The organism is Paraburkholderia strydomiana (genome assembly GCF_031456815.1).
GTDB classification, from domain to species: domain Bacteria; phylum Pseudomonadota; class Gammaproteobacteria; order Burkholderiales; family Burkholderiaceae; genus Paraburkholderia; species Paraburkholderia caledonica.
In genome coordinates this window covers 115,464-132,570 of record NZ_JAVDVL010000011.1, presented here as the reverse complement: position 1 = coordinate 132,570, position 17,107 = coordinate 115,464, and the positions used below count along the sequence as shown (strand labels likewise).

At 60.4% G+C, this 17,107-nt stretch carries 18 protein-coding genes and 1 pseudogene; 11 read left to right on the top strand and 8 right to left on the bottom strand.

Annotated features, from left to right (window positions below; translation table 11 throughout):
• Positions 1-392: 392 nt before the first annotated feature.
• Entirely contained in the window at positions 393-2,702 is a 2,310-nt protein-coding gene (gene bamA / locus J2W46_RS26050) for an outer membrane protein assembly factor BamA (protein ID WP_310357461.1), read from the top strand.
• A gap of 73 nt (positions 2,703-2,775) precedes the next feature.
• Here bamA and J2W46_RS26045 read toward each other — a convergent pair whose 3' ends face one another.
• Both J2W46_RS26045 and J2W46_RS26040 read right to left on the bottom strand, forming a co-directional pair.
• Positions 2,776-3,999 (bottom strand): porin, encoded by a 1,224-nt coding sequence (locus tag J2W46_RS26045; protein WP_310357458.1) that lies wholly within the window; start codon positions 3,997-3,999, stop codon positions 2,776-2,778.
• An 81-nt stretch (positions 4,000-4,080) separates the two neighbouring features.
• Positions 4,081-4,539, bottom strand: coding sequence for a hypothetical protein (locus J2W46_RS26040; RefSeq protein WP_020067588.1), 459 nt, complete (start codon positions 4,537-4,539; stop codon positions 4,081-4,083).
• A gap of 632 nt (positions 4,540-5,171) precedes the next feature.
• On the opposite strand from J2W46_RS26040, the pseudogene J2W46_RS26035 reads away from it, so the two are divergent.
• Positions 5,172-5,255, top strand: a pseudogene (locus tag J2W46_RS26035) (GntR family transcriptional regulator); the annotation flags it as partial.
• Positions 5,256-5,469: 214 nt separating this feature from the next.
• Here J2W46_RS26035 and J2W46_RS26030 read toward each other — a convergent pair.
• Complete coding sequence (locus J2W46_RS26030; RefSeq protein WP_087750723.1) at positions 5,470-6,621, bottom strand: porin; 1,152 nt, start codon at positions 6,619-6,621, stop codon at positions 5,470-5,472.
• Positions 6,622-6,985: 364 nt separating this feature from the next.
• Here J2W46_RS26030 and J2W46_RS26025 point away from each other — a divergent pair, with 364 nt between their 5' ends.
• From J2W46_RS26025 to J2W46_RS26015, 3 genes are all read left to right on the top strand, one after another.
• Complete coding sequence (locus J2W46_RS26025) at positions 6,986-7,366, top strand: hypothetical protein (RefSeq protein WP_310357455.1); 381 nt, start codon at positions 6,986-6,988, stop codon at positions 7,364-7,366.
• A gap of 45 nt (positions 7,367-7,411) precedes the next feature.
• The gene (locus J2W46_RS26020) at positions 7,412-7,732 is read left to right on the top strand and encodes a hypothetical protein (protein ID WP_087750724.1); all 321 of its coding nucleotides are present in this window, start codon (positions 7,412-7,414) and stop codon (positions 7,730-7,732) included.
• A 322-nt stretch (positions 7,733-8,054) separates the two neighbouring features.
• Entirely contained in the window at positions 8,055-8,354 is a 300-nt protein-coding gene (locus J2W46_RS26015; RefSeq protein ID WP_020067584.1) for a hypothetical protein, read from the top strand.
• Between the two features lie 103 nt (positions 8,355-8,457).
• Here the strand turns inward: J2W46_RS26015 and J2W46_RS26010 are convergent, their stop codons facing one another.
• On the bottom strand, positions 8,458-8,886 hold the full coding sequence (locus J2W46_RS26010) for a DUF1810 domain-containing protein (protein WP_310357451.1): 429 nt from the start codon (positions 8,884-8,886) through the stop codon (positions 8,458-8,460).
• Positions 8,887-9,273: 387 nt separating this feature from the next.
• Between J2W46_RS26010 and J2W46_RS26005 the strand changes: the two genes are divergently transcribed.
• Complete coding sequence (locus tag J2W46_RS26005) at positions 9,274-9,681, top strand: DoxX family protein (protein WP_087750725.1); 408 nt, start codon at positions 9,274-9,276, stop codon at positions 9,679-9,681.
• A gap of 35 nt (positions 9,682-9,716) precedes the next feature.
• Complete coding sequence (locus J2W46_RS26000; RefSeq protein WP_310357448.1) at positions 9,717-10,445, top strand: YoaK family protein; 729 nt, start codon at positions 9,717-9,719, stop codon at positions 10,443-10,445.
• Positions 10,446-10,517: 72 nt separating this feature from the next.
• Here the strand turns inward: J2W46_RS26000 and J2W46_RS25995 are convergent, their stop codons facing one another.
• Positions 10,518-11,411, bottom strand: a complete 894-nt coding sequence (locus J2W46_RS25995; protein WP_310357445.1) for an SDR family oxidoreductase — start codon at positions 11,409-11,411, stop codon at positions 10,518-10,520.
• 83 nt (positions 11,412-11,494) lie between these two features.
• Here J2W46_RS25995 and J2W46_RS25990 point away from each other — a divergent pair, with 83 nt between their 5' ends.
• Positions 11,495-12,061 carry a TetR family transcriptional regulator gene (locus J2W46_RS25990; protein WP_310357443.1) on the top strand — a complete coding sequence of 189 codons (567 nt, stop codon included), beginning with the start codon at positions 11,495-11,497 and terminating at the stop codon, positions 12,059-12,061.
• Here J2W46_RS25990 and ligD read toward each other — a convergent pair.
• Together ligD and J2W46_RS25985 are read right to left on the bottom strand one after the other, a co-directional pair.
• Entirely contained in the window at positions 12,053-12,196 is a 144-nt protein-coding gene (gene ligD / locus J2W46_RS34380; protein WP_374726866.1) for a non-homologous end-joining DNA ligase LigD, read from the bottom strand. The two genes, J2W46_RS25990 and ligD, sit on opposite strands and share 9 nt — an antisense overlap.
• 53 nt (positions 12,197-12,249) lie before the next feature.
• Positions 12,250-12,984, bottom strand: coding sequence for a Sua5/YciO/YrdC/YwlC family protein (locus tag J2W46_RS25985; protein ID WP_310357442.1), 735 nt, complete (start codon positions 12,982-12,984; stop codon positions 12,250-12,252).
• A 233-nt stretch (positions 12,985-13,217) separates the two neighbouring features.
• On the opposite strand from J2W46_RS25985, the gene J2W46_RS25980 reads away from it, so the two are divergent.
• Positions 13,218-13,781 carry an isochorismatase family protein gene (locus J2W46_RS25980; protein ID WP_310357440.1) on the top strand — a complete coding sequence of 188 codons (564 nt, stop codon included), beginning with the start codon at positions 13,218-13,220 and terminating at the stop codon, positions 13,779-13,781.
• Between the two features lie 99 nt (positions 13,782-13,880).
• Here J2W46_RS25980 and J2W46_RS25975 read toward each other — a convergent pair whose 3' ends face one another.
• On the bottom strand, positions 13,881-14,678 hold the full coding sequence (locus J2W46_RS25975; RefSeq protein WP_204521312.1) for a GntR family transcriptional regulator: 798 nt from the start codon (positions 14,676-14,678) through the stop codon (positions 13,881-13,883).
• A 158-nt stretch (positions 14,679-14,836) separates the two neighbouring features.
• On the opposite strand from J2W46_RS25975, the gene J2W46_RS25970 reads away from it, so the two are divergent.
• On the top strand, positions 14,837-15,709 hold the full coding sequence (locus tag J2W46_RS25970; protein WP_310357438.1) for an isocitrate lyase/PEP mutase family protein: 873 nt from the start codon (positions 14,837-14,839) through the stop codon (positions 15,707-15,709).
• A complete protein-coding gene (gene leuC / locus J2W46_RS25965; protein WP_310357437.1) occupies positions 15,709-17,106 on the top strand; it encodes a 3-isopropylmalate dehydratase large subunit in 1,398 nt (465 codons plus the stop codon). Before J2W46_RS25970 ends, leuC begins: the two co-directional genes overlap by 1 nt.
• The last annotated feature ends 1 nt before the right edge of the window (position 17,107 follow it).

The following is a 17,107-nucleotide window of genomic DNA, read 5'->3' as shown; positions in this document are numbered from 1 at the left end:
GACGAACTGACGCGCAAGATTGCCGCAAGAACTGCCGGTGAAAAATATTCCATCATGACCAACCCTCCAGATCGCGTTATGCGGGTGGCGCAATCGCCGATCTGACAATAGCAGCGTGAATGCGCCGCCGGGTTACACGCGCCCTACGCTTCCTTCATCTGTGTAACGCACAATTTCTACGCCTGTCGCACAAGTCCTCCCGCGGCCGCCTGCCGCCGCATCGTATGGCGCATCAGCCATAAGGGGCGGAAAGTTTTCAGTAACGTCAGGCGCGGCACACGTCCCTATACTTCGCGCTTTCCAGAGCCAAAGACCGCCGTTTCGAAAGCGTTGCTTGCCTTCGAGCGTTCTCATCTGCGCTTTGTGCGCTGTATCAGGACCAGAAACCCAAGATGAATTTTCGAGCCTTAACCAGCCGGCTAGCAGGCGCGCTTTCGTTCGCCGGCATTACGCTGGCAACTAGCCCGGCTCACGCCGCGGAGCCGTTCGTCGTGCAGGACATCAAGATTGAAGGCTTGCAACGCATCGAACCCGGTACCCTCTTCGCCTACCTGCCGATCAAACAGGGAGAAATGTTCACAGAAGATAAGGCTTCCGAAGCAATTCGCGCCTTGTACGCCACCGGCTTCTTCAACGACGTACGCATCTCCACGGAAGGCAACGTCGTCACAGTGCATGTGCAGGAACGCCCAGCAGTGGGAACGATCGACTTCGCGGGTATTCACGAATTCGACAAGGAAAATCTGACGAAGGCGCTGCGCGCTGTCGGCCTGTCGCAAGGCCGCTCCTACGACAAGGCACTGGTGGACAAGGCGGAACAGGAATTAAAGCGCCAGTATCTGACGCGCGGCTATTACGCCGCTGAAGTCACCACGACGATTACTCCAATCGACCGTCACCGCGTCGCGATCCTCTTCTCCGTGGCCGAGGGCCCGAGCGCCAAGATCAGGCAGATCAATTTCATCGGTAATAGCACATTCGATACGGACACGTTGCGCGACGAAATGCAGCTGTCCACGCCGAACTGGTTCTCGTGGTACACGAAGAACGATCTGTATGCAAAGGACAAGCTTACCGGCGACCTCGAGCACGTTCGCTCGTACTACCTGAATCGCGGCTACCTGGAGTTCAACATTGAGTCGACACAGGTGTCACTGACGCCGGACAAGAAGGAGATGTACCTGACGGTCACGTTGCACGAGGGCGAGCCATACACCATTTCGTCCATCAAACTGGCGGGTAATCTGCTCGACCGTGAAAGTGAACTGACCAGGCTCGTCAATATCGAACCCGGAGAGCGCTTTTCCGCTGAAAAGCTGCAGGCCGCGACCAAGGCGGTAGTAGATAAGCTTGGCGAATATGGGTATGCGTTCGCCACGGTGAACGCACTGCCGAAGATCGATCAGCAGCACCATACGGTCGATCTCACGTTGCAGGTGGACCCGAGCCGCCGCGTCTACGTGCGCCATATCAACGTCACCGGCAACACCCGCACGCGCGACGAAGTGGTACGCCGCGAAATGCGTCAACTGGAGAGTTCGTGGTTCGACTCGAACCGGTTGATGTTGTCGAAAGACCGCGTGAATCGTCTGGGCTATTTTACCGATGTCGATGTGACCACCGTGCCGGTGGAAGGATCCTCGGACCAGGTGGATGTGGACGTCAAGGTCAACGAGAAGCCGACCGGCGCTATTACGCTCGGCGCGGGCTTCTCATCCACCGACAAAGTCGTGCTTTCGGCCGGCATTTCGCAGGACAACGTATTCGGCTCCGGCACGAGTCTCGCTCTGAATGTGAACACGGCAAAGACTTACCGTACGCTTTCCCTCACGCAAACCGACCCCTACTTCACCGTGGACGGCATCAAGCGGATTACCGATGTGTATTACCGCACCAGCTATCCGCTCTATTACTACACCGACACGAGTTTTCGCATTGTCACCGTGGGCGCGGATCTGAAGTTCGGTATTCCGTTCTCCGAAGCGGACACTGTCTATTTCGGTTTGGGACTAGAGCAGAACCGGTTGCGCACGGATTCCTCGACGCCACAGAGCTACAAAGACTACGTTGCCGAATTCGGCAACGTAGTCAACAACGTGCCGATTACAGCAGGCTGGGCACGTGACAATCGCGACAGCGCACTCGTGCCGAGCCGCGGCTACTTCGTGCAGGCCAATAGCGAAATTGGCACGCCGGCTGGAGGCACCGAGTACTACAAGACCGACGTTCAGGCGCAGTACTACTACTCGTTCTCGCGCGGCTTCATTCTGGGTATGAATCTTCAGGGCGGTTACGGCAATGGATTCGCCGGCAAGGCGTATCCGATTTTCAAGAACTATTACGCGGGCGGGATCGGCTCGGTGCGCGGCTATGAATCGGGCTCGCTCGGCCCGACCGACAAAACAACGGGCGATCCGATCGGCGGCTCGCGAATGGTGGTGGCCAACGTCGAAATGACATTCCCATTGCCCGGCACAGGATGGGACCGGACGTTACGCGTGTTCACCTTCCTCGACGCCGGCAATGTGTGGGGCAACGAGGGTAACAGTACGGGCGCCAATGGCTTGCGCTACAGCTATGGCGCGGGGCTCGAATGGATATCGCCGATTGGCCCACTCAAACTTTCGCTCGGCTTCCCGGTCGTCAAACACGCTACCGACAAGTACCAGAAGTTTCAGTTTCAGATCGGCACATCGTTTTAACGTTAAAGGCGCGAAAGCCGGGCTGACAAAGCAGCCCGGCTTCTCTCGCAACAACACACTCAGCTAAAAACGGTCAGAAGCGGTGAATAACGCCCACGCCGAAAGCGAACTGATTGCCTGTGGACGAAGGCGCGGAATTGTAGCCGTCACCAAGCGTCGCGGTCGCGTCGATGATTTGCCCAGCGCCGTTGGTGCCAAGCGTCTTGCCCTTCGCGTGCTGATAGGCCTCCAGTGCATACAGGCCAGTACGCTTAGACAACGAATAGTACTGGGACAGGTTGAACTGGTGATACTGCGCGCTGTCTTCAATGCCGTTCGCACGGGTAGCGCGCGTGTAGCTGTAGCCCGCGCCGAAGTCCCATGCAACTAGCGGCTTCCAGTGCAACACGAGACCACCCGTATTGAAGATCGCCGTGTCGTGGAACTTCGAACCCGTGCCCGGAATGTATTGGACATTCGAGTACGTGGCCGTGACGTCCCACGCGCTATTGAACGTATAGCCGCCACCCACCGCGAAACGCTGCTGCGCCTGTGCGGTCTGATAGCCATTCGTCAGCGCCGATACCCCGATCTGCGAGCCGCCGTTCGTGGTCGTCGAATCCGCGCCCCAGGTGCCGCCGCCCAACGTCGAGTTATTGATGCGCGAGAAGCCGACCGCAAGGCCGATCGGACCCAACGCATATTGCGCCGCCGTCGACCACGTCGAACCGCGGTTCGTGCTGCCCGCCACGCCGCCGAGCGAATAGGAACCGCTGACAGTCAATCCGTACAGCTTGGGCGAGGTGTACTCCAGCGTGTTATTTGCACGGTAAATCGTATCCAGCCCGTCGATGTCGCCAGGATGCGCACCGTAGTAGCCGGTGAGCCACGTTGTCGGGCTGTAGGGTGAGAGCATCTGGTAGTACGACGCATATTGGCGTCCCGCCGTGAACGTGCCGTACGCCGGGTTGGTCACACCGACCCACGCCTGGCGGCCGAACATCGCGTTGGTGTACTGCTGTGCCCCCGTGCCCGAGTTAAAACCCGATTCCAGCTGGAAAATGGCCTTGGTGTTGCCGCCAAGATCTTCCCCGCCTTTCAGACCGAAGCGGCTTCCAGCCCACACCCCCGGCGCGAGCTTGACAGCGGATTTGCCCCCGCTCGTCGAGCCGAGCGTAGAGGTCTGATTGCTGGTGTAGGAAAGGCCGTTATCGACGATACCGTACAACGTCACGCTGCTTTGCGAGAAGGCGGGCACGGAAGCCGTCACAGCTGCACCGAACAGCACGGCGTCGATTCGCCTAAAACTTATTTTCATTCTCCAGATCTCCAGTTGCTACGTCTTTGTTGAAATGCTTTTTTACGTCACTGCTCGCGGCGGTTGGACAAAACCGCCGCGTTACTGCGCTTGTCTTTCGAACCGGCGTTTCACTGTCAAAGCGAGCGGCACAGTAAAGAAGATGTGCGACATGAATCCGCCGATGATCACCGCGGGGTCGTAGTAATTTGGGTGGTTGTCCGAAGCGATCATGATGGCCACGTGCATGACGATCCACGCGAGCACCGCATAGCCGAGGGCTACCAGCGTCGCTTCAACGCCGCGTCGGCGGAAGTACGGCCAGATCGCGGCGAACAGCACGCCCCAGGCAATCGCGAATACGAAGTGAATGCCTGTTCCCACCACATAAGCCCACACGCCAATCGACTCCTGCACCGCCTTGCCGAACACAAGGCCCGTTGCGTTGCGCGGAATGCCGGCGAGCGGCATCAGATGCTGTGCGCCGACCCATATCAACGCCTCGTAGATCCAGATAATGACTGCGCCGAGCAATCCGCCCGCAACACCGGCGCGAAGCATTGCCTGCCGGCTTGGCCATATCCACGCGGATGGCAGATCTGTCCGGTTCAGCTCGCTTCTGCTGACATTCAAATTGCCCACGTCTACCCCCTTTGTGAACGCGCCGAAAAGCGCGCTCTGCCATCACACCGGATGCGAGAGCGGGCGCACAAGCGAAGGCCACCAGCTCTCGCAGGACTCAGGAATGCCGACTTATGCGTCGGCAACCGGACTACTGATGAAGCGCAGCGCAAGCCGGTTCATCATGATTGCAACGGCCGCGATGAGCGCGGGCCAATCGGATAGGTGGGAGGAAGTCTCAAAACCGTCCTCGTCACCCTCTTGGGATACGAAGATAGGAATTACGCAGGGTTTTGAAAAGTACGGGTAAACGTGTGACGGGTGGCGAATCGTCACTACGAAAGCCATCTGGATGCCCTTTCACTATCTTTCGCCCGCGTTGAAAACCGCGTTGAGCCGGGCTGATTCGGTATCCCAATCGTTGCCCATGATTGCGCAGAAGCAAAAGCGAAACACCCAAGGCGATAAACAGATTGGATGCCATCGAAACTAACTAGCAAGTTGCTATTTCGCGCGAAGTGCCGTGAGTTTTGCGTGGCTACACTCGACAGCGTCCAATGATGTCGATGACGATGAACGAAACGACACAGCAGGCTATCGTTCAGACCTTACGCGAGAAGATCGTGGCAGGAGAACTGTGGGCGGGCCAATGCCTGCGAGGCTTTTGCATTTGATCGCGGGCGCCGCATGACGCACCGCACATCGCCGGTTCGGGCGGGCATCTGAGCCATATCCGACGAGGCATGCACAAAAGCTCGCGCGAAGGAAACGGCGCGCGTAGTTGCGCAAGACCTGTTCAATCTTGCGCGACTACGCGCGTCCCGGCTTGTCGCCGATACTGGCAGCGCAACGCGTGCCGAGTTGGCCGAATCAGAACTTGTGACGGATACCGACGATCGCAAGCGCTTGCGAATCGGTGCCGTTGTAGCCATACGAACCGATCGAAGCCTGGGCGTCCTGCGTCGTGCCATCCGCGAGCCGCTGCGTGCCGCTCGCGTGCTGGTAAGCCGCAACTGCGTAAAAGTCGGTGCGCTTCGAGATGTTGTAGTCCGCGCCGATGCTGACCTGGTGGTAATGCGCGGACGTATCGCCGGATGCCGCCGTGTACGCATAGCCGACGCCCGCGACCAGTGCCGGCGTAGCCTGGTACGCAACGAACGCCTTACCGCTGTTGTACTTCTCGGTACTTGTAAATGTCGACGAGGCGTCGCCCTTCAATTGCGTGTTGCTATACGAAGCGCCGAGCGTCACGGGACCGATCACGTATTGGCCGCCAACCTGCGCGATGCTGACCGACTTCGCCGTCACGTAACCGTCGTTGATATGGCTGTCGAAGATCGAATCCGTCGTGCTGCTCGCCCAGCTCGTGCGCGCACCGGTCGCCGACGCATTGGTCGCACGCAGGTAGCCGCCGGCGAGCGAGAACGGACCGTTGGAATACGACACCGCGCCGCTGTAGGTGTAGCCCTGACCCGCCTGGCCCGCGACGCCGCTGAATGCATACAGGCCTTCGAACTGCAGGCCGCCGTAGGTCGGCGACACATATTTGACCGCGTTCGACACACGAGCGCTGTTGTCGTTGTTGTCGACGTCGCCCGGCGTCGCGAAGGCGGACCCGAAGAAATTATCTGCCGTGACGCCCTGCACCATGTCGACGATCGGATCGTACTGGCGGCCTGCCGTGACCGTGCCCCACGTAGCGCCGGTCAGCCCGACGAATGCCTGCCGGCCGAACTCGCGCGAACCCTGACCGAGCTTACCGGTACCGACGTCGAAGCCGTTTTCCAACGTGAAGATTGCCTTCAGCCCGCCGCCGAGCTCTTCCTGCCCCTTCAGGCCCCATCGGTCGCCGCTCAGGTTGCCGTTGAGCATGCCGGTGAGGTTGCTGCCGGAATCGGCGTTATGTACGTAGCCGATACCGGCGTCGATTACGCCATACAAGGTCACGCTGTTCTGTGCATGCGCGGATCCTGCCGCGACCAGCAGTGCGAGAGACGCCGAAGTCAATGCTGTCTTTTTCATACTTGTTCCTTCTATTGAAGTTCCGATAAAGGCATTACGGGTTCGCAGCATACATTGATCAATTGAAATTTCAATAAAAGTGTTTGCTAATCAATACACAGTTAGCATGCCCAAATAAAACAAATAATTAAGGGCTATGTGCGAACACATAGCCCCGAGTCCGGCGCAACACCTTCTCTGCGTGGAGTCGTGGAGAAAGAACCGAACGTGGCGAATTTAGTGATCGGCAAGCGCGACGTCAAGTCGCCATGGAATAACTTTCCTTGCTTAATCTTTCAGATGCCAATTAAGCGGGTTTTATTATTTTGAATTATTAAATCATCTTTCCATTTCTACTTCCGGGTGTCGATCGTTGGGAAGGTCAATGACAGCCTATCGCGCAGCCCAGCAAGCCGAAAACACCGACAATGCCAACGCCCGCGCCCAGACCGAAGGTCTCGAACGAGGTCGCGCATCCCTGCATACTGAACAGTATCGTCACGGCTGGAATCAGTATGATCCGGCGGATGCTGTGCCGCATTGCGCTGTTTGCGTAAGTGGTATCGATCATCTTTCTCCTCGTCTCGTGGCTCACAAACAACGCGAGTGTAGCGAGCTCGTGGTGGCGCAAAGCGTCGAATACTCAGTGGGAAAGCGGCGACAGTTACAAAATCTTGCGTCGGCGAGGCGCCGCCGCTCACTCGACTCGGCACCATCAAGCGGTAATGGTTTTGCCGTAGCCGTCCATCAGCGCGCATGGCGATGAAATCACCTAGACTTTTCTATATGCGCGACGAAGACGGAGGCGGCTATGCGCGACGAAACCGCAGCTTGGCAAATGGTCGAGTACGAGGGCTTCGAGATTCACGTGGAGCCGCTCCTTAAAAATGCGCCGGGCGAAGTTAATGCGTCCAACGCGGTGGAGAACCGCTACACGTATGTGGGCTACGTTTGTCATCCGGGCATCGATCCGACGATTCCGGGACATGCAGTGCGGTTTCACGCGGACGGCGAAGAAAGTTTCGGCAGCAAAGAGGAGGCTCTCGGCGAGGGCGTGCACGTGGGGCGCAGCATCGTCGACGGCACGCATCCTGATCTTACCGTGCTGCCCCTCGTCACCGGCGGTGTCTGACGCGTGCGGCGACGCGTGCAACTGTGGGCACCCGGCAGGGACACCACATGCAGGTCCAGCTGCGCACGGCGCGGGAAACCGATCCTCGGTAAGTGCGTCAGTTCAAGACGTTGGACGCTGTCATCCGGGGCCGCTGGTGAAATCGGCTTTGAAGTGCGCACGATCGGCATAGCGCCGCACGAGTCGTTGCACTCGCCTTCGTAAACCGCTTACTTCGGCGACGTGTGCGGCGACGTTTTTGCATCCGCCGGGCCAATGCCTGCGTAAGTCCTTATGGATCGCAGCAGATCCGTCCCCGCACAGTTCTCACCGGAGTCCTAGCATGCGTACCGCGCTTATTTTCATGGGTTATGCCATCGCCCTCACCGCCCTTCCCGTTTCTCAAGCTCACGCGGATATGTCCGCGCGCGACGACGTTAACTCGCCGCTTAATACGCTCGCGCTGACTCCCGACGCGCCGCTCGGCAGTGAGTATCCGACGCACGGTAACCGTCAGGCCGGCGAACTGCCGCTCAAGGTCACCGATCCCCGCGCCCAGTTGTCCAACGGGCTGCCTAACAACCCGCAATCGGGCGGATACGGCAGCCCGCTCGCGGGGGTTCACCCGCTCGATAACCGGTAATACGCGAACACCCGTTGGCGGCTTGTCACGCAGTCGCGCAGCACAAGCGTCTGACGATCCGCGCGCAAGACTTGACCGCCTCGCCGCCCGCTGTTGCCCGCGATCAGTCGTGCGGCAACCTGGCGACGGTGAGCGGATCCGGCTTATCGTCGCAATACTTGCGAAGCGCCGATTCGAATACCGCGTTGTCTTGCGCGGCGCGCGCAAACAGCGTCATCGACGAACAGAATTTCCGATTGTCGGGGTAGCCGAAGATCTCATCCAACGTCTTGCCTTCGATACCGTTGACGATTGCCGTGCACTCTCGCAGACGCGGACCGAGCAGCGGATGCGCGAGATAGGAGCGCGCCTCGTCGAGCCCGGAGATCGCGTAGCGCTGCGCGGTCGGGCTGCTGCCGATTCCCTCTATTTGCGGAAAGATGAACCACATCCAATGGCTGCGCTTGTCGCCAGCGCGTAGTTCGTCCGTCACATGGGCATACACCGGTTGCTGCGCGTCCACGAAACGTTGCAAATCATATCGGTCGACCATAGCCATGTCCTTCGTGCGTGTCACGAGAAACGCCCGTCACAGAGTTTGATTGGAGGGCGGGCACAGTTTTTCGGCTTGCGCTTTCGCCCATGCATCCCAAGCATTACGAGTGCCCGACTTCTGCACGCCGAAACGCTTTCTAATTGGCAGGTTCCAATGCGGTGGCCTTGGCGGCGGCATGGTGACGTCCCGCCGGCGGCACCATAAAGCAAAATTAAGAACTGTTAATGCGCACATCAGGACTTTCAGGGACCGCGTTCTGTAGTCTGTCGGCTTGAGACACTACAGCCGCCGCACGGCGCTGAACGATCAAGGAATCGCCATGAACCTGCCCCGCCGGTCCGCTCGTCTGCGACGTGCCACCTCGACCACATCGGGCGCTCGCCCGTGACGCGCTTTTCGCCGACCGATGCCGCGCTGCTGTTCCTGCGCGTGAGCGCGAGCGTCCTCGTGTTGCTGGTGCATGGCTTGCCGAAAGCCTTGCACTACTCGCAGGAGTTAAACGCGATCGACGATCCGCTGCACATGGGTAAGACGCTGACCTTCTGGTTCGCGCTTTTCGCCGAAGTGGCGTGCCCGCTTCTGATGATCGCCGGCATCGCGACGCGGCTCGCCGCGTTGCCGATTCTGGTTGTCACGGCGATCGCACTCGGCTTCGTGCATCGCGAATGGACGCTCTTCGAAGCGCAGTTCGCGTGGATGCTTCTGATTCTGTTCGGTACCGTCGCTATCGGCGGCGCGGGACGTTACCGGATCGCCATGCGACCGCGAGCACCCTCGCGCGGACAAGCCTGACGCGCGCCGCATCATTTCTCAGCCCCGACCACGCCATGCCCCAGACGACACTCACGCGCGACGCATCCGCCCCAGCACTCGACCATCTGCCGGGTGAGGACACCTGGCTCGCGTCGATCGCGGGATACGTCGACACACTCGGCTTTATCGCTCTATTCGGGCTTTTCACCGCACACGTCACCGGCAACTTCATCCTTATTGGCTCGGGGCTGGCAGGTGCCGGTCAGGGCCTGCTGATCAAATGGCTGGCGTTTCCTGCGTTTGTCTGCGGAATCATCGCGGCGCGCGTGCTCTACAACCTGTTGTCGCCACGCAGTCACGGCACACGCGCGTTTGCGCTGTATGTGATGCAAGCCGCGCTGCTCGCCGGGTTCATGGTGGCAGGCGTCGTCGCTGCGCCCGTCACCAGTCCCGATACGCCGATTGCAATTGCCTGCGGCCTGCTCGGCGCTGCCGCGATGGGCGTGCAGAACGCGCACGGACGCCTGACCGCGCGCTCGGTCGTCGCAAACACGGTGATGACGGGCAACGTGACTCAAGCCGTGATCGACGCCTTCGACTTGCTGACTTCCCGGCGCGACATCAAGAGCCGTCAGACTGCGCGCACACGGCTCATGCGAACCCTGCCGCCCGTGGCCGGGTTCGCGATCGGCGCCAGTGCGGGTGCTGCGGGCTTTCTGATCGCCTCTTTCTGGGCGCTGCTTTTGCCGCTCGTAGCGCTATGCGTACTCGCTTCGTGCGCGTGGCACGCGCGCGGCCGCTGACTTGCGCTTTCGGAGTTGCGTGCCTTCGCTCGACGGTTTGATTGGCGTGCGTAGCGCAAACCAAAGTCTTGATCATTGCCCCGGATAGTGTCCCGCCGCGATGTCCTCGAGCAACGTCGGATGAACTGGCTCCCAACCGAGCAGCGAGCGTGTGTGAGCGCTCGACGCGGGGATGTCGGCACCGAAGAACATGCTGAGCCAGTCGAACCGCGACTGCGCCTGATCGGCGGGAATCGACTCGACCGGCACGTTCAGGAACCGGCCGAGCGCGCCGGCGATCTCGCGGGTGGCGACGCCTTCTTCGGCGACCGCGTGCAGGGCTGAGCCGGCCGGCGCCTTGTCGATCGCGAGGCGCACCAGCTTGCCGGCGTCCAGCCGGTTCACTGCGGGCCAGCGATTCTGCCCGTCGCCGATATAAGCCGACGCGCCGCTTTGGCGCGCGATTCTCGCGAGTACCGCGACGAATCCGTGATCGCCGCCGGCGCCATGCACCGTGGGGGCGAAGCGCACGACCATCGAACGGATGCCACGCTCCCGCAGGCCGAGCACATATGCTGCATTGGCGAGACGCGGATGACCGTCCGGGGCCGGCGTGTCGCCCTCTATGCCGACGCGCCCCGTTGCGAGGCCGAGCGTACCGGACGCGATCAACAGCGGTCCGCCCGTGCCCGTCAGCACATCCGCGAATGTTTCGATGGCCGCGCGATCGGTCTGGGCCGCCGCTGCCATTTGCGAAAAGTCGTGGTTGTAGCCGAGATGCACGACGCCTTCGGCCATCGTGGCCGCGACACGCAGGCTGTCGAGATTGTCGAGGCTGCCGCGCACCACTTCGGCGCCGAGCGCGGCGATCTTCGCGGCAGCCTCATCGTTGCGAGCGAGGCCGAGCACATGATGACCGGCGTCGATGAGTTCCGTGACGCTCGCGGATCCGATCCAACCCGACGCGCCAGTGACAAGTATTCGCATGGCATGCTCCGTTCATGTCATTGAGTGACATCAGTATAGCGCTATGATGTCACACAGTGTCAACACGTTTTCTGGAAGGGATCATGGGTCGCTGGGAACCCAACGCAGAGCAGCGCTTTCTTGTCGCCGCGATCGAACTGTTCAAGGAAGTCGGTTTCGAGGGCACGACGGTGGCCGCCATCGCGCAGCGTGCCGGCCTGACGGCGCGTACGTTTTTTCGCTACTTCACCGACAAACGCGAGGTCCTTTTCAAAGGCTCCGAGCAGTTGCAGCAGACGATGGTCGATGCGCTCGCGCAAGCGCCGGCCGACGCATCGGCTATCGACGCGGTCGCCGCGGCTCTCGCAACCGCCGGCGAATTTTTCACCGGCGAGCGTCGACCTTACGCACGCGTGCGCCATGCGGTGATCGCCGCCAATCCAGAGTTGCACGAGCGGGAGTTGATCAAACTGGCGACGCTGTCAGTCGCACTCGCCGACGCCCTGCGTTTGCGCGGTGTGCAGGAGCCTGACGCGAGCCTGGTCGCCGAGGCGGGCATTGCGGTTTTCCGGGTCGCGTTTGGCCAATGGATTGCCGACGGCGAAGAGCGCGCATACGGCGAGATCGTGAGCGAAGCGCTTGTGCGATTGCGGACGCTGGCTTCACTCTGAGGCCACCTCGAAGTTCGCGGTCTTGCTCCATCCTTGCCGGCGCGTCAAAGGTACGCCGACGTGAACGCCTTTCCCGCCGCTCGTCTCCGGAAACGAGCGCGGGCCGACCTCGTCAGGCACCACCTTCAGGAGCATGGTGAGCCCGTAGCGAATAGTGATGACAGAAACGCCCGTCTATATCGAGACGATCAGGGCGCGCGCAACAACTCAAATTCCTTCAGATGACCCGATGGCAACTTGTCCCGTCCCGGGTCCGCGGGCAGCTCAATACCATACTCACGCCTGACTACGTCGGAGATGAGTTCGTAGCAGCTACCAATCCGAACCACTTCAACTTCAGGAAACCGGAGGATGGTTGCCGACCGTTGATAGTGGTGATACTTGCGCAAGCCGTAATTCAGGATGATATCGGCGGCCGCTTTGATCTCCGGCTCGATATCGTCGACACGAAACTTGGGGCCGCTTCCACTGAGGTTCGCGGACGAACCAAAAAGAGGTTGCACCGCTTCGCGGCTCAGGCGACAGAGTTCGTTGTAAATGGGACCCGCGTTCAGCAACATGGCGATGGTGCCATTTGCTGTACTTGCCTCGAGCAACTCGTCGTCGATCTTCTGAAGAAGCGGGTGGTCGAGACGGCATGGTGCGATTGCACCAAGCGGCAAGTTGTAGTCGAGGGTGATCGACTCGATGATGTCCTGCGAACGTTTGTCTAGCGCATGAATCTCTCGTTGCGTGATTGCGTCGCCGAGGATGGCATTGCGCTTGTGGCTGCCTCGCTTCTTCGTGTCGAAGATTTTCTGCATGGCGGCCTTACTGCTGCCGACCATGCCGTATCCGACATCGTTTGGCCAGATTGCAATGCCTCCTCCAGCAACGACTTCAAAGACCTTGCGTACATCGCTTGCGATATCGATTCTCGGCATGCTCGTCTCCAATGTAAGAGATTCGTGAATGTTGTTTCGTTGGTCGTACAAAGCATTACGACCTGGCGGACTCGCGTAGCACCGGCGGGACGCTGCACCGGCCCTGCGAGTCCATCAGCCTTAATCGTACTTCATGTCATAACATCTTTGTACATGGTAGTATACCTAGTACGCCATGCCAATACCCGCACATTTCTTTGCGCATGCGCTGCTACCAATGGAGGATTACCGCAATGAGTGTGACGACGCTCGATTCGAACACAGCACTAGTAGTCATCGACCCTCAGAAAGGCATTGCTGCCCTTCCCGTCATTCATCCGGTCGACCAGATTGCCGAGCGCGTCAATGCGCTTGCCGCGGCGTTTCGCAGCCGCGGGCTGCCGGTAGTACTGGTGAATGTCGCCGGTGGCGCGCCCGGTCGGGCAGAGTACGCCCACAATACGGCCGACTTCCCCGCCGACTGGACCGATCTGATTCCGGAACTTACCCGTGACGCGGAAGACCATCTCGTTACCAAGCAGACCTGGGGCGCTTTCCCGGGCACGGCGCTCGAGTCCTGGCTTCGTTCTCAGGGCGTGACGCAAATTGTCCTCGCCGGCATCGCCACGAGCATCGGTGTCGAGTCAACGGCACGCGAGGCGCACGCTCTTGGCTTCAACGTAACGTTGGCAGTCGATGCGATGACCGATCTGAGTGCAGAGGCGCATGACAACAGCGTTTCCCGCATCTTCCCCTGGCTCGGAGAAACCGGTACGAGCGAGGAGATCCTGGCGCTCGTGCAGAAAGCAGAATCCTGAGGGGTAGCCCCTTTGAGTAGCTGGCCTGAGGGAAAGAAGGCCGCGTTGCAATAAAAGACATCGCGGCCTTGGCTCAGCTACAACTCCTCGGGCCGTTCGTCAACTGAACAACCCTGCCGCCTCCATTCTCATCGGCTGACCAGCCTCGGATTCAGAGGCCGATACGATCCGATACGTGAAACTGTCCGCCCGGAAAGTGGCCGTCATGCTTTGTATGGGTCGTCCAGTCGTGTCGGACACGAGGCGCTCCATGACAAACACGGGATCGCCCTTTTTCAGTTCGAGATGCTCGGCGACTTTCGCGTCGCACGCCTGAGCACGCATCTCCATTTCGGTCCGGGCGGCGCGCAGACCGCGAGTCGCCAGCTGGTCGAGCATGTTGGTCGCTTCCAGTGCCTCTTTTGTCAGAAGCGCCCCGATCGGCGCCGGCACCCGCGCAACAGTATGCAGAACCGGACGATCGTACCGGCGGCGCAAGCGCGCCACCTCGAGAACGGGTTCGCTGGCGTCGACCTGCAAGCGTTGCGCTTCGTCCGCACTTGGCATCTTCCAGACGTACGAAAGCACGTGGGCCACAGTGCCACGTCCGATCTCCAGGATCGACGGAAGGTCCTGGTCGATAGCCATGGTCGTCGATGCGACCAGCGGAGCAGCGACTCTGGCAGGCCGTCCCCGGCCGCGCTCGATCAACCCGGCTCGTTCGAGGTCATCCAGTGCCCGTCGCACGGTAATGCGACTGACTCCGTACTGCTTCTCCAGCTCCTTCTCGGTAGGAAGCACGGTTCCCGGCGCGAGTTTGCCGCGCTGGATCGCCTCGACCAGGGCCTGATGCACGCGCGCGTAGAGAGGGCCTTCTTTGGGTTCTGTCATATCGCTAGCCACGCTTAAAGAAGTCATATTACCTCTCCGCCACATAGACTGCCAACACCGGGTGTCCTGCCTACCGAGAAAGAATATTCCTCATGGTAGACACTTCCAACTAGATATAATACCTACTTGCATGTAGTCATAACACGTTATACAGTAAAAGCACGCTGGCACCACCGGAGAAGAAATTGGAAGCAGTCAACAAGCTGCGAAAGCAGCTGGAATCGAAGGAACTCATCGTTGCGCCGGGCGCGTGGGACGGCATAAGCGCGCGGCTCATCGAACAGGCGGGTTTTCCCGTCGCCTATATGACGGGCGCCGGTGTTGCCGCGGCGAACGGCTATCCGGATTTCGGGCTGGTCACCCTGACCGAAATGACGGCGGCCGCGCGGACCTTGACCCGTTCGGTGTCGATTCCTGTTATCGCCGACGCGGACACGGGGTTCGGGAACGCTCTGAATGTGCGCCGCACGGTCCAGGAATATGAAAAATCCGGCGTCGCTGGCATCCAGATCGAAGACCAGTTGTTTCCGAAGCGCTGTGGTCACCTGGAAGGGAAGGAACTGGTCCAAACGACAGAATTCGTCGAAAAAATTGCGGCCGCAGCCGCCGCACGCGGCGAAGGCGGGATGTTGATCGTTGCGCGCACCGATGCTCGCGCTGTGACGGGGCTCGACGATGCGATCGAGCGTGTGAACCGGGCACTTGATGCGGGCGCCGACATCGCTTTCGTCGAGGCTCCACAATCGGTCGAAGAGGCTGCGGCCATTGCTCGCCGAGTGAATGGCCCGTGCCTGCTCAACCTGGTCCCGGGCGGCAAAACGCCCAATATTCCTTTGAAAGACGTTGCAGAACTCGGCTTCCGTATTGCGATCCTGCCCGGGCTGTTGCTGACCAGTATGATGGGCGCCGCAGATCTCGCACTCTCGACCGTACGCAACACGGGTCGCGTCGAGGTGCGTCCCGACGCGCTTCCTATCCGCGATTTGTTCAATCGGCTCGGTGCGCTCGAATGGCAGTATCCGGCTGCGTCGGCCACCGGTCGTGACGGAGCAAGATAATGGCGCAGACACTGTTCGACCGGATCTGGGAGGCTCACGTCGTCACTGACCTGGGCGGCGGCTGGGCGCTTCTGGCAATTGACCGCCATCTCCTCCACGACCTTTCCGGCCCCGGAGGTTTTGAAACGCTCGCTGCGCGTGGACTCCCCGTGAGCCGGCCCGACCTCTCGTTCGCGACGGCGGACCACGCGGTCAGTAGCGCCCCGCACCGTACCGGCGACACGAACCCGGCGGGCGCAAAGCTGTACGCGAGCCTGCGCCGCTTTTGCGACAGCGCGTCCGTTCCCTTCTACGACCTGGGCAAAGCGGGTCAGGGCATTGTTCACGTGATGGCACCGGAAATGGGCCTCACGCTGCCCGGTACGACTATCGTGTGCGGCGACAGCCATACCTGCACGCATGGCGGCCTGGGCGCACTCGCATTCGGTATCGGATCATCGGAGCTGGCACACGTACTGGCAACCCAAACCGTTCGCCAGAAGAAGCCCCGTCAGATGCGTATCACTTACACGGGTACGCTGGCCAAGGGCGTGTTCGCCAAAGACCTCGCTCTCCATGTGATTGCAAAACTCGGTTGCTCGGCCGGCGTGGGCTACGCCATCGAGCACTCTGGGCCAGCGCTGAAAAGGCTGAGCGTCGAGGAGCGACTGACGTTGTGCAACATGTCGGTCGAACTCGGCAGCAAGATTGCCTTCTGCCCACCCGATGACGTGACCTTCGACTTTCTCCGTGGCCTGCCCTACGCACCTGCAGGTGACGAATTCGAGCATGCCGTCAGCGAGTGGCGCAAGCTCCGCTCCGACGACGATGCCCACTTCGACGTCGAAGTCAGCATTGACCTGAGCGACGTGGAGCCGATGGTGACCTGGGGCACGACTCCGGAGCACGCGTTAGCCGTTACGTCGGCAGTTCCAGGTCCGACGGACAGCACCGACGCTGAGCGCCGCAAGAGTGTTGAAGCCGCACTCGAATACATGGGTCTTTCCGGCGGGCAATCGCTGGCAGGCACCAGCGTGGACTGGGTGTTTATCGGTTCGTGCGCAAACGCCCGCATTTCCGACCTGCGCGAAGCGGCGACGATCGTGCGAGGCAAGCACGTTGCGCCCAATGTGCAGGCGTGGGTCGTTCCCGGCTCCCAGCAGGTCAAGGAGATTGCCGAGGCCGAGGGACTCGCGGACGTATTCCGCAGCGCCGGCTTCGAATGGCGCGAGCCTGGATGTTCGATGTGCGTCGCCGCCAATGGCGACGTCGTGCCGCCCGGCCAGCGCATTGTCAGCACGTCAAATCGCAACTTTATCGGCCGTCAGGGACCGGGCGCGCGCACGCACCTGGCGAGCCCCGCAACGGCTGCGGCTGCCGCGATTGCAGGGGCCATCGTCGATCCAAGAAGGGGATAAG

Coding starts and splice junctions, on each gene's coding strand:
- bamA (WP_310357461.1), top strand. CDS start 393: ATGAATTTTCGAGCCTTAACCAGCCGGCTAGCAGGCGCGCTTTCGTTC.
- J2W46_RS26045 (WP_310357458.1), bottom strand. CDS start 3,999: ATGAAAATAAGTTTTAGGCGAATCGACGCCGTGCTGTTCGGTGCAGCT.
- J2W46_RS26040 (WP_020067588.1), bottom strand. CDS start 4,539: ATGCTTCGCGCCGGTGTTGCGGGCGGATTGCTCGGCGCAGTCATTATC.
- J2W46_RS26030 (WP_087750723.1), bottom strand. CDS start 6,621: ATGAAAAAGACAGCATTGACTTCGGCGTCTCTCGCACTGCTGGTCGCG.
- J2W46_RS26025 (WP_310357455.1), top strand. CDS start 6,986: ATGACAGCCTATCGCGCAGCCCAGCAAGCCGAAAACACCGACAATGCC.
- J2W46_RS26020 (WP_087750724.1), top strand. CDS start 7,412: ATGCGCGACGAAACCGCAGCTTGGCAAATGGTCGAGTACGAGGGCTTC.
- J2W46_RS26015 (WP_020067584.1), top strand. CDS start 8,055: ATGCGTACCGCGCTTATTTTCATGGGTTATGCCATCGCCCTCACCGCC.
- J2W46_RS26010 (WP_310357451.1), bottom strand. CDS start 8,886: ATGGTCGACCGATATGATTTGCAACGTTTCGTGGACGCGCAGCAACCG.
- J2W46_RS26000 (WP_310357448.1), top strand. CDS start 9,717: ATGCCCCAGACGACACTCACGCGCGACGCATCCGCCCCAGCACTCGAC.
- J2W46_RS25995 (WP_310357445.1), bottom strand. CDS start 11,411: ATGCGAATACTTGTCACTGGCGCGTCGGGTTGGATCGGATCCGCGAGC.
- J2W46_RS25990 (WP_310357443.1), top strand. CDS start 11,495: ATGGGTCGCTGGGAACCCAACGCAGAGCAGCGCTTTCTTGTCGCCGCG.
- ligD (WP_374726866.1), bottom strand. CDS start 12,196: ATGCTCCTGAAGGTGGTGCCTGACGAGGTCGGCCCGCGCTCGTTTCCG.
- J2W46_RS25985 (WP_310357442.1), bottom strand. CDS start 12,984: ATGCCGAGAATCGATATCGCAAGCGATGTACGCAAGGTCTTTGAAGTC.
- J2W46_RS25980 (WP_310357440.1), top strand. CDS start 13,218: ATGAGTGTGACGACGCTCGATTCGAACACAGCACTAGTAGTCATCGAC.
- J2W46_RS25975 (WP_204521312.1), bottom strand. CDS start 14,678: ATGACTTCTTTAAGCGTGGCTAGCGATATGACAGAACCCAAAGAAGGC.
- leuC (WP_310357437.1), top strand. CDS start 15,709: ATGGCGCAGACACTGTTCGACCGGATCTGGGAGGCTCACGTCGTCACT.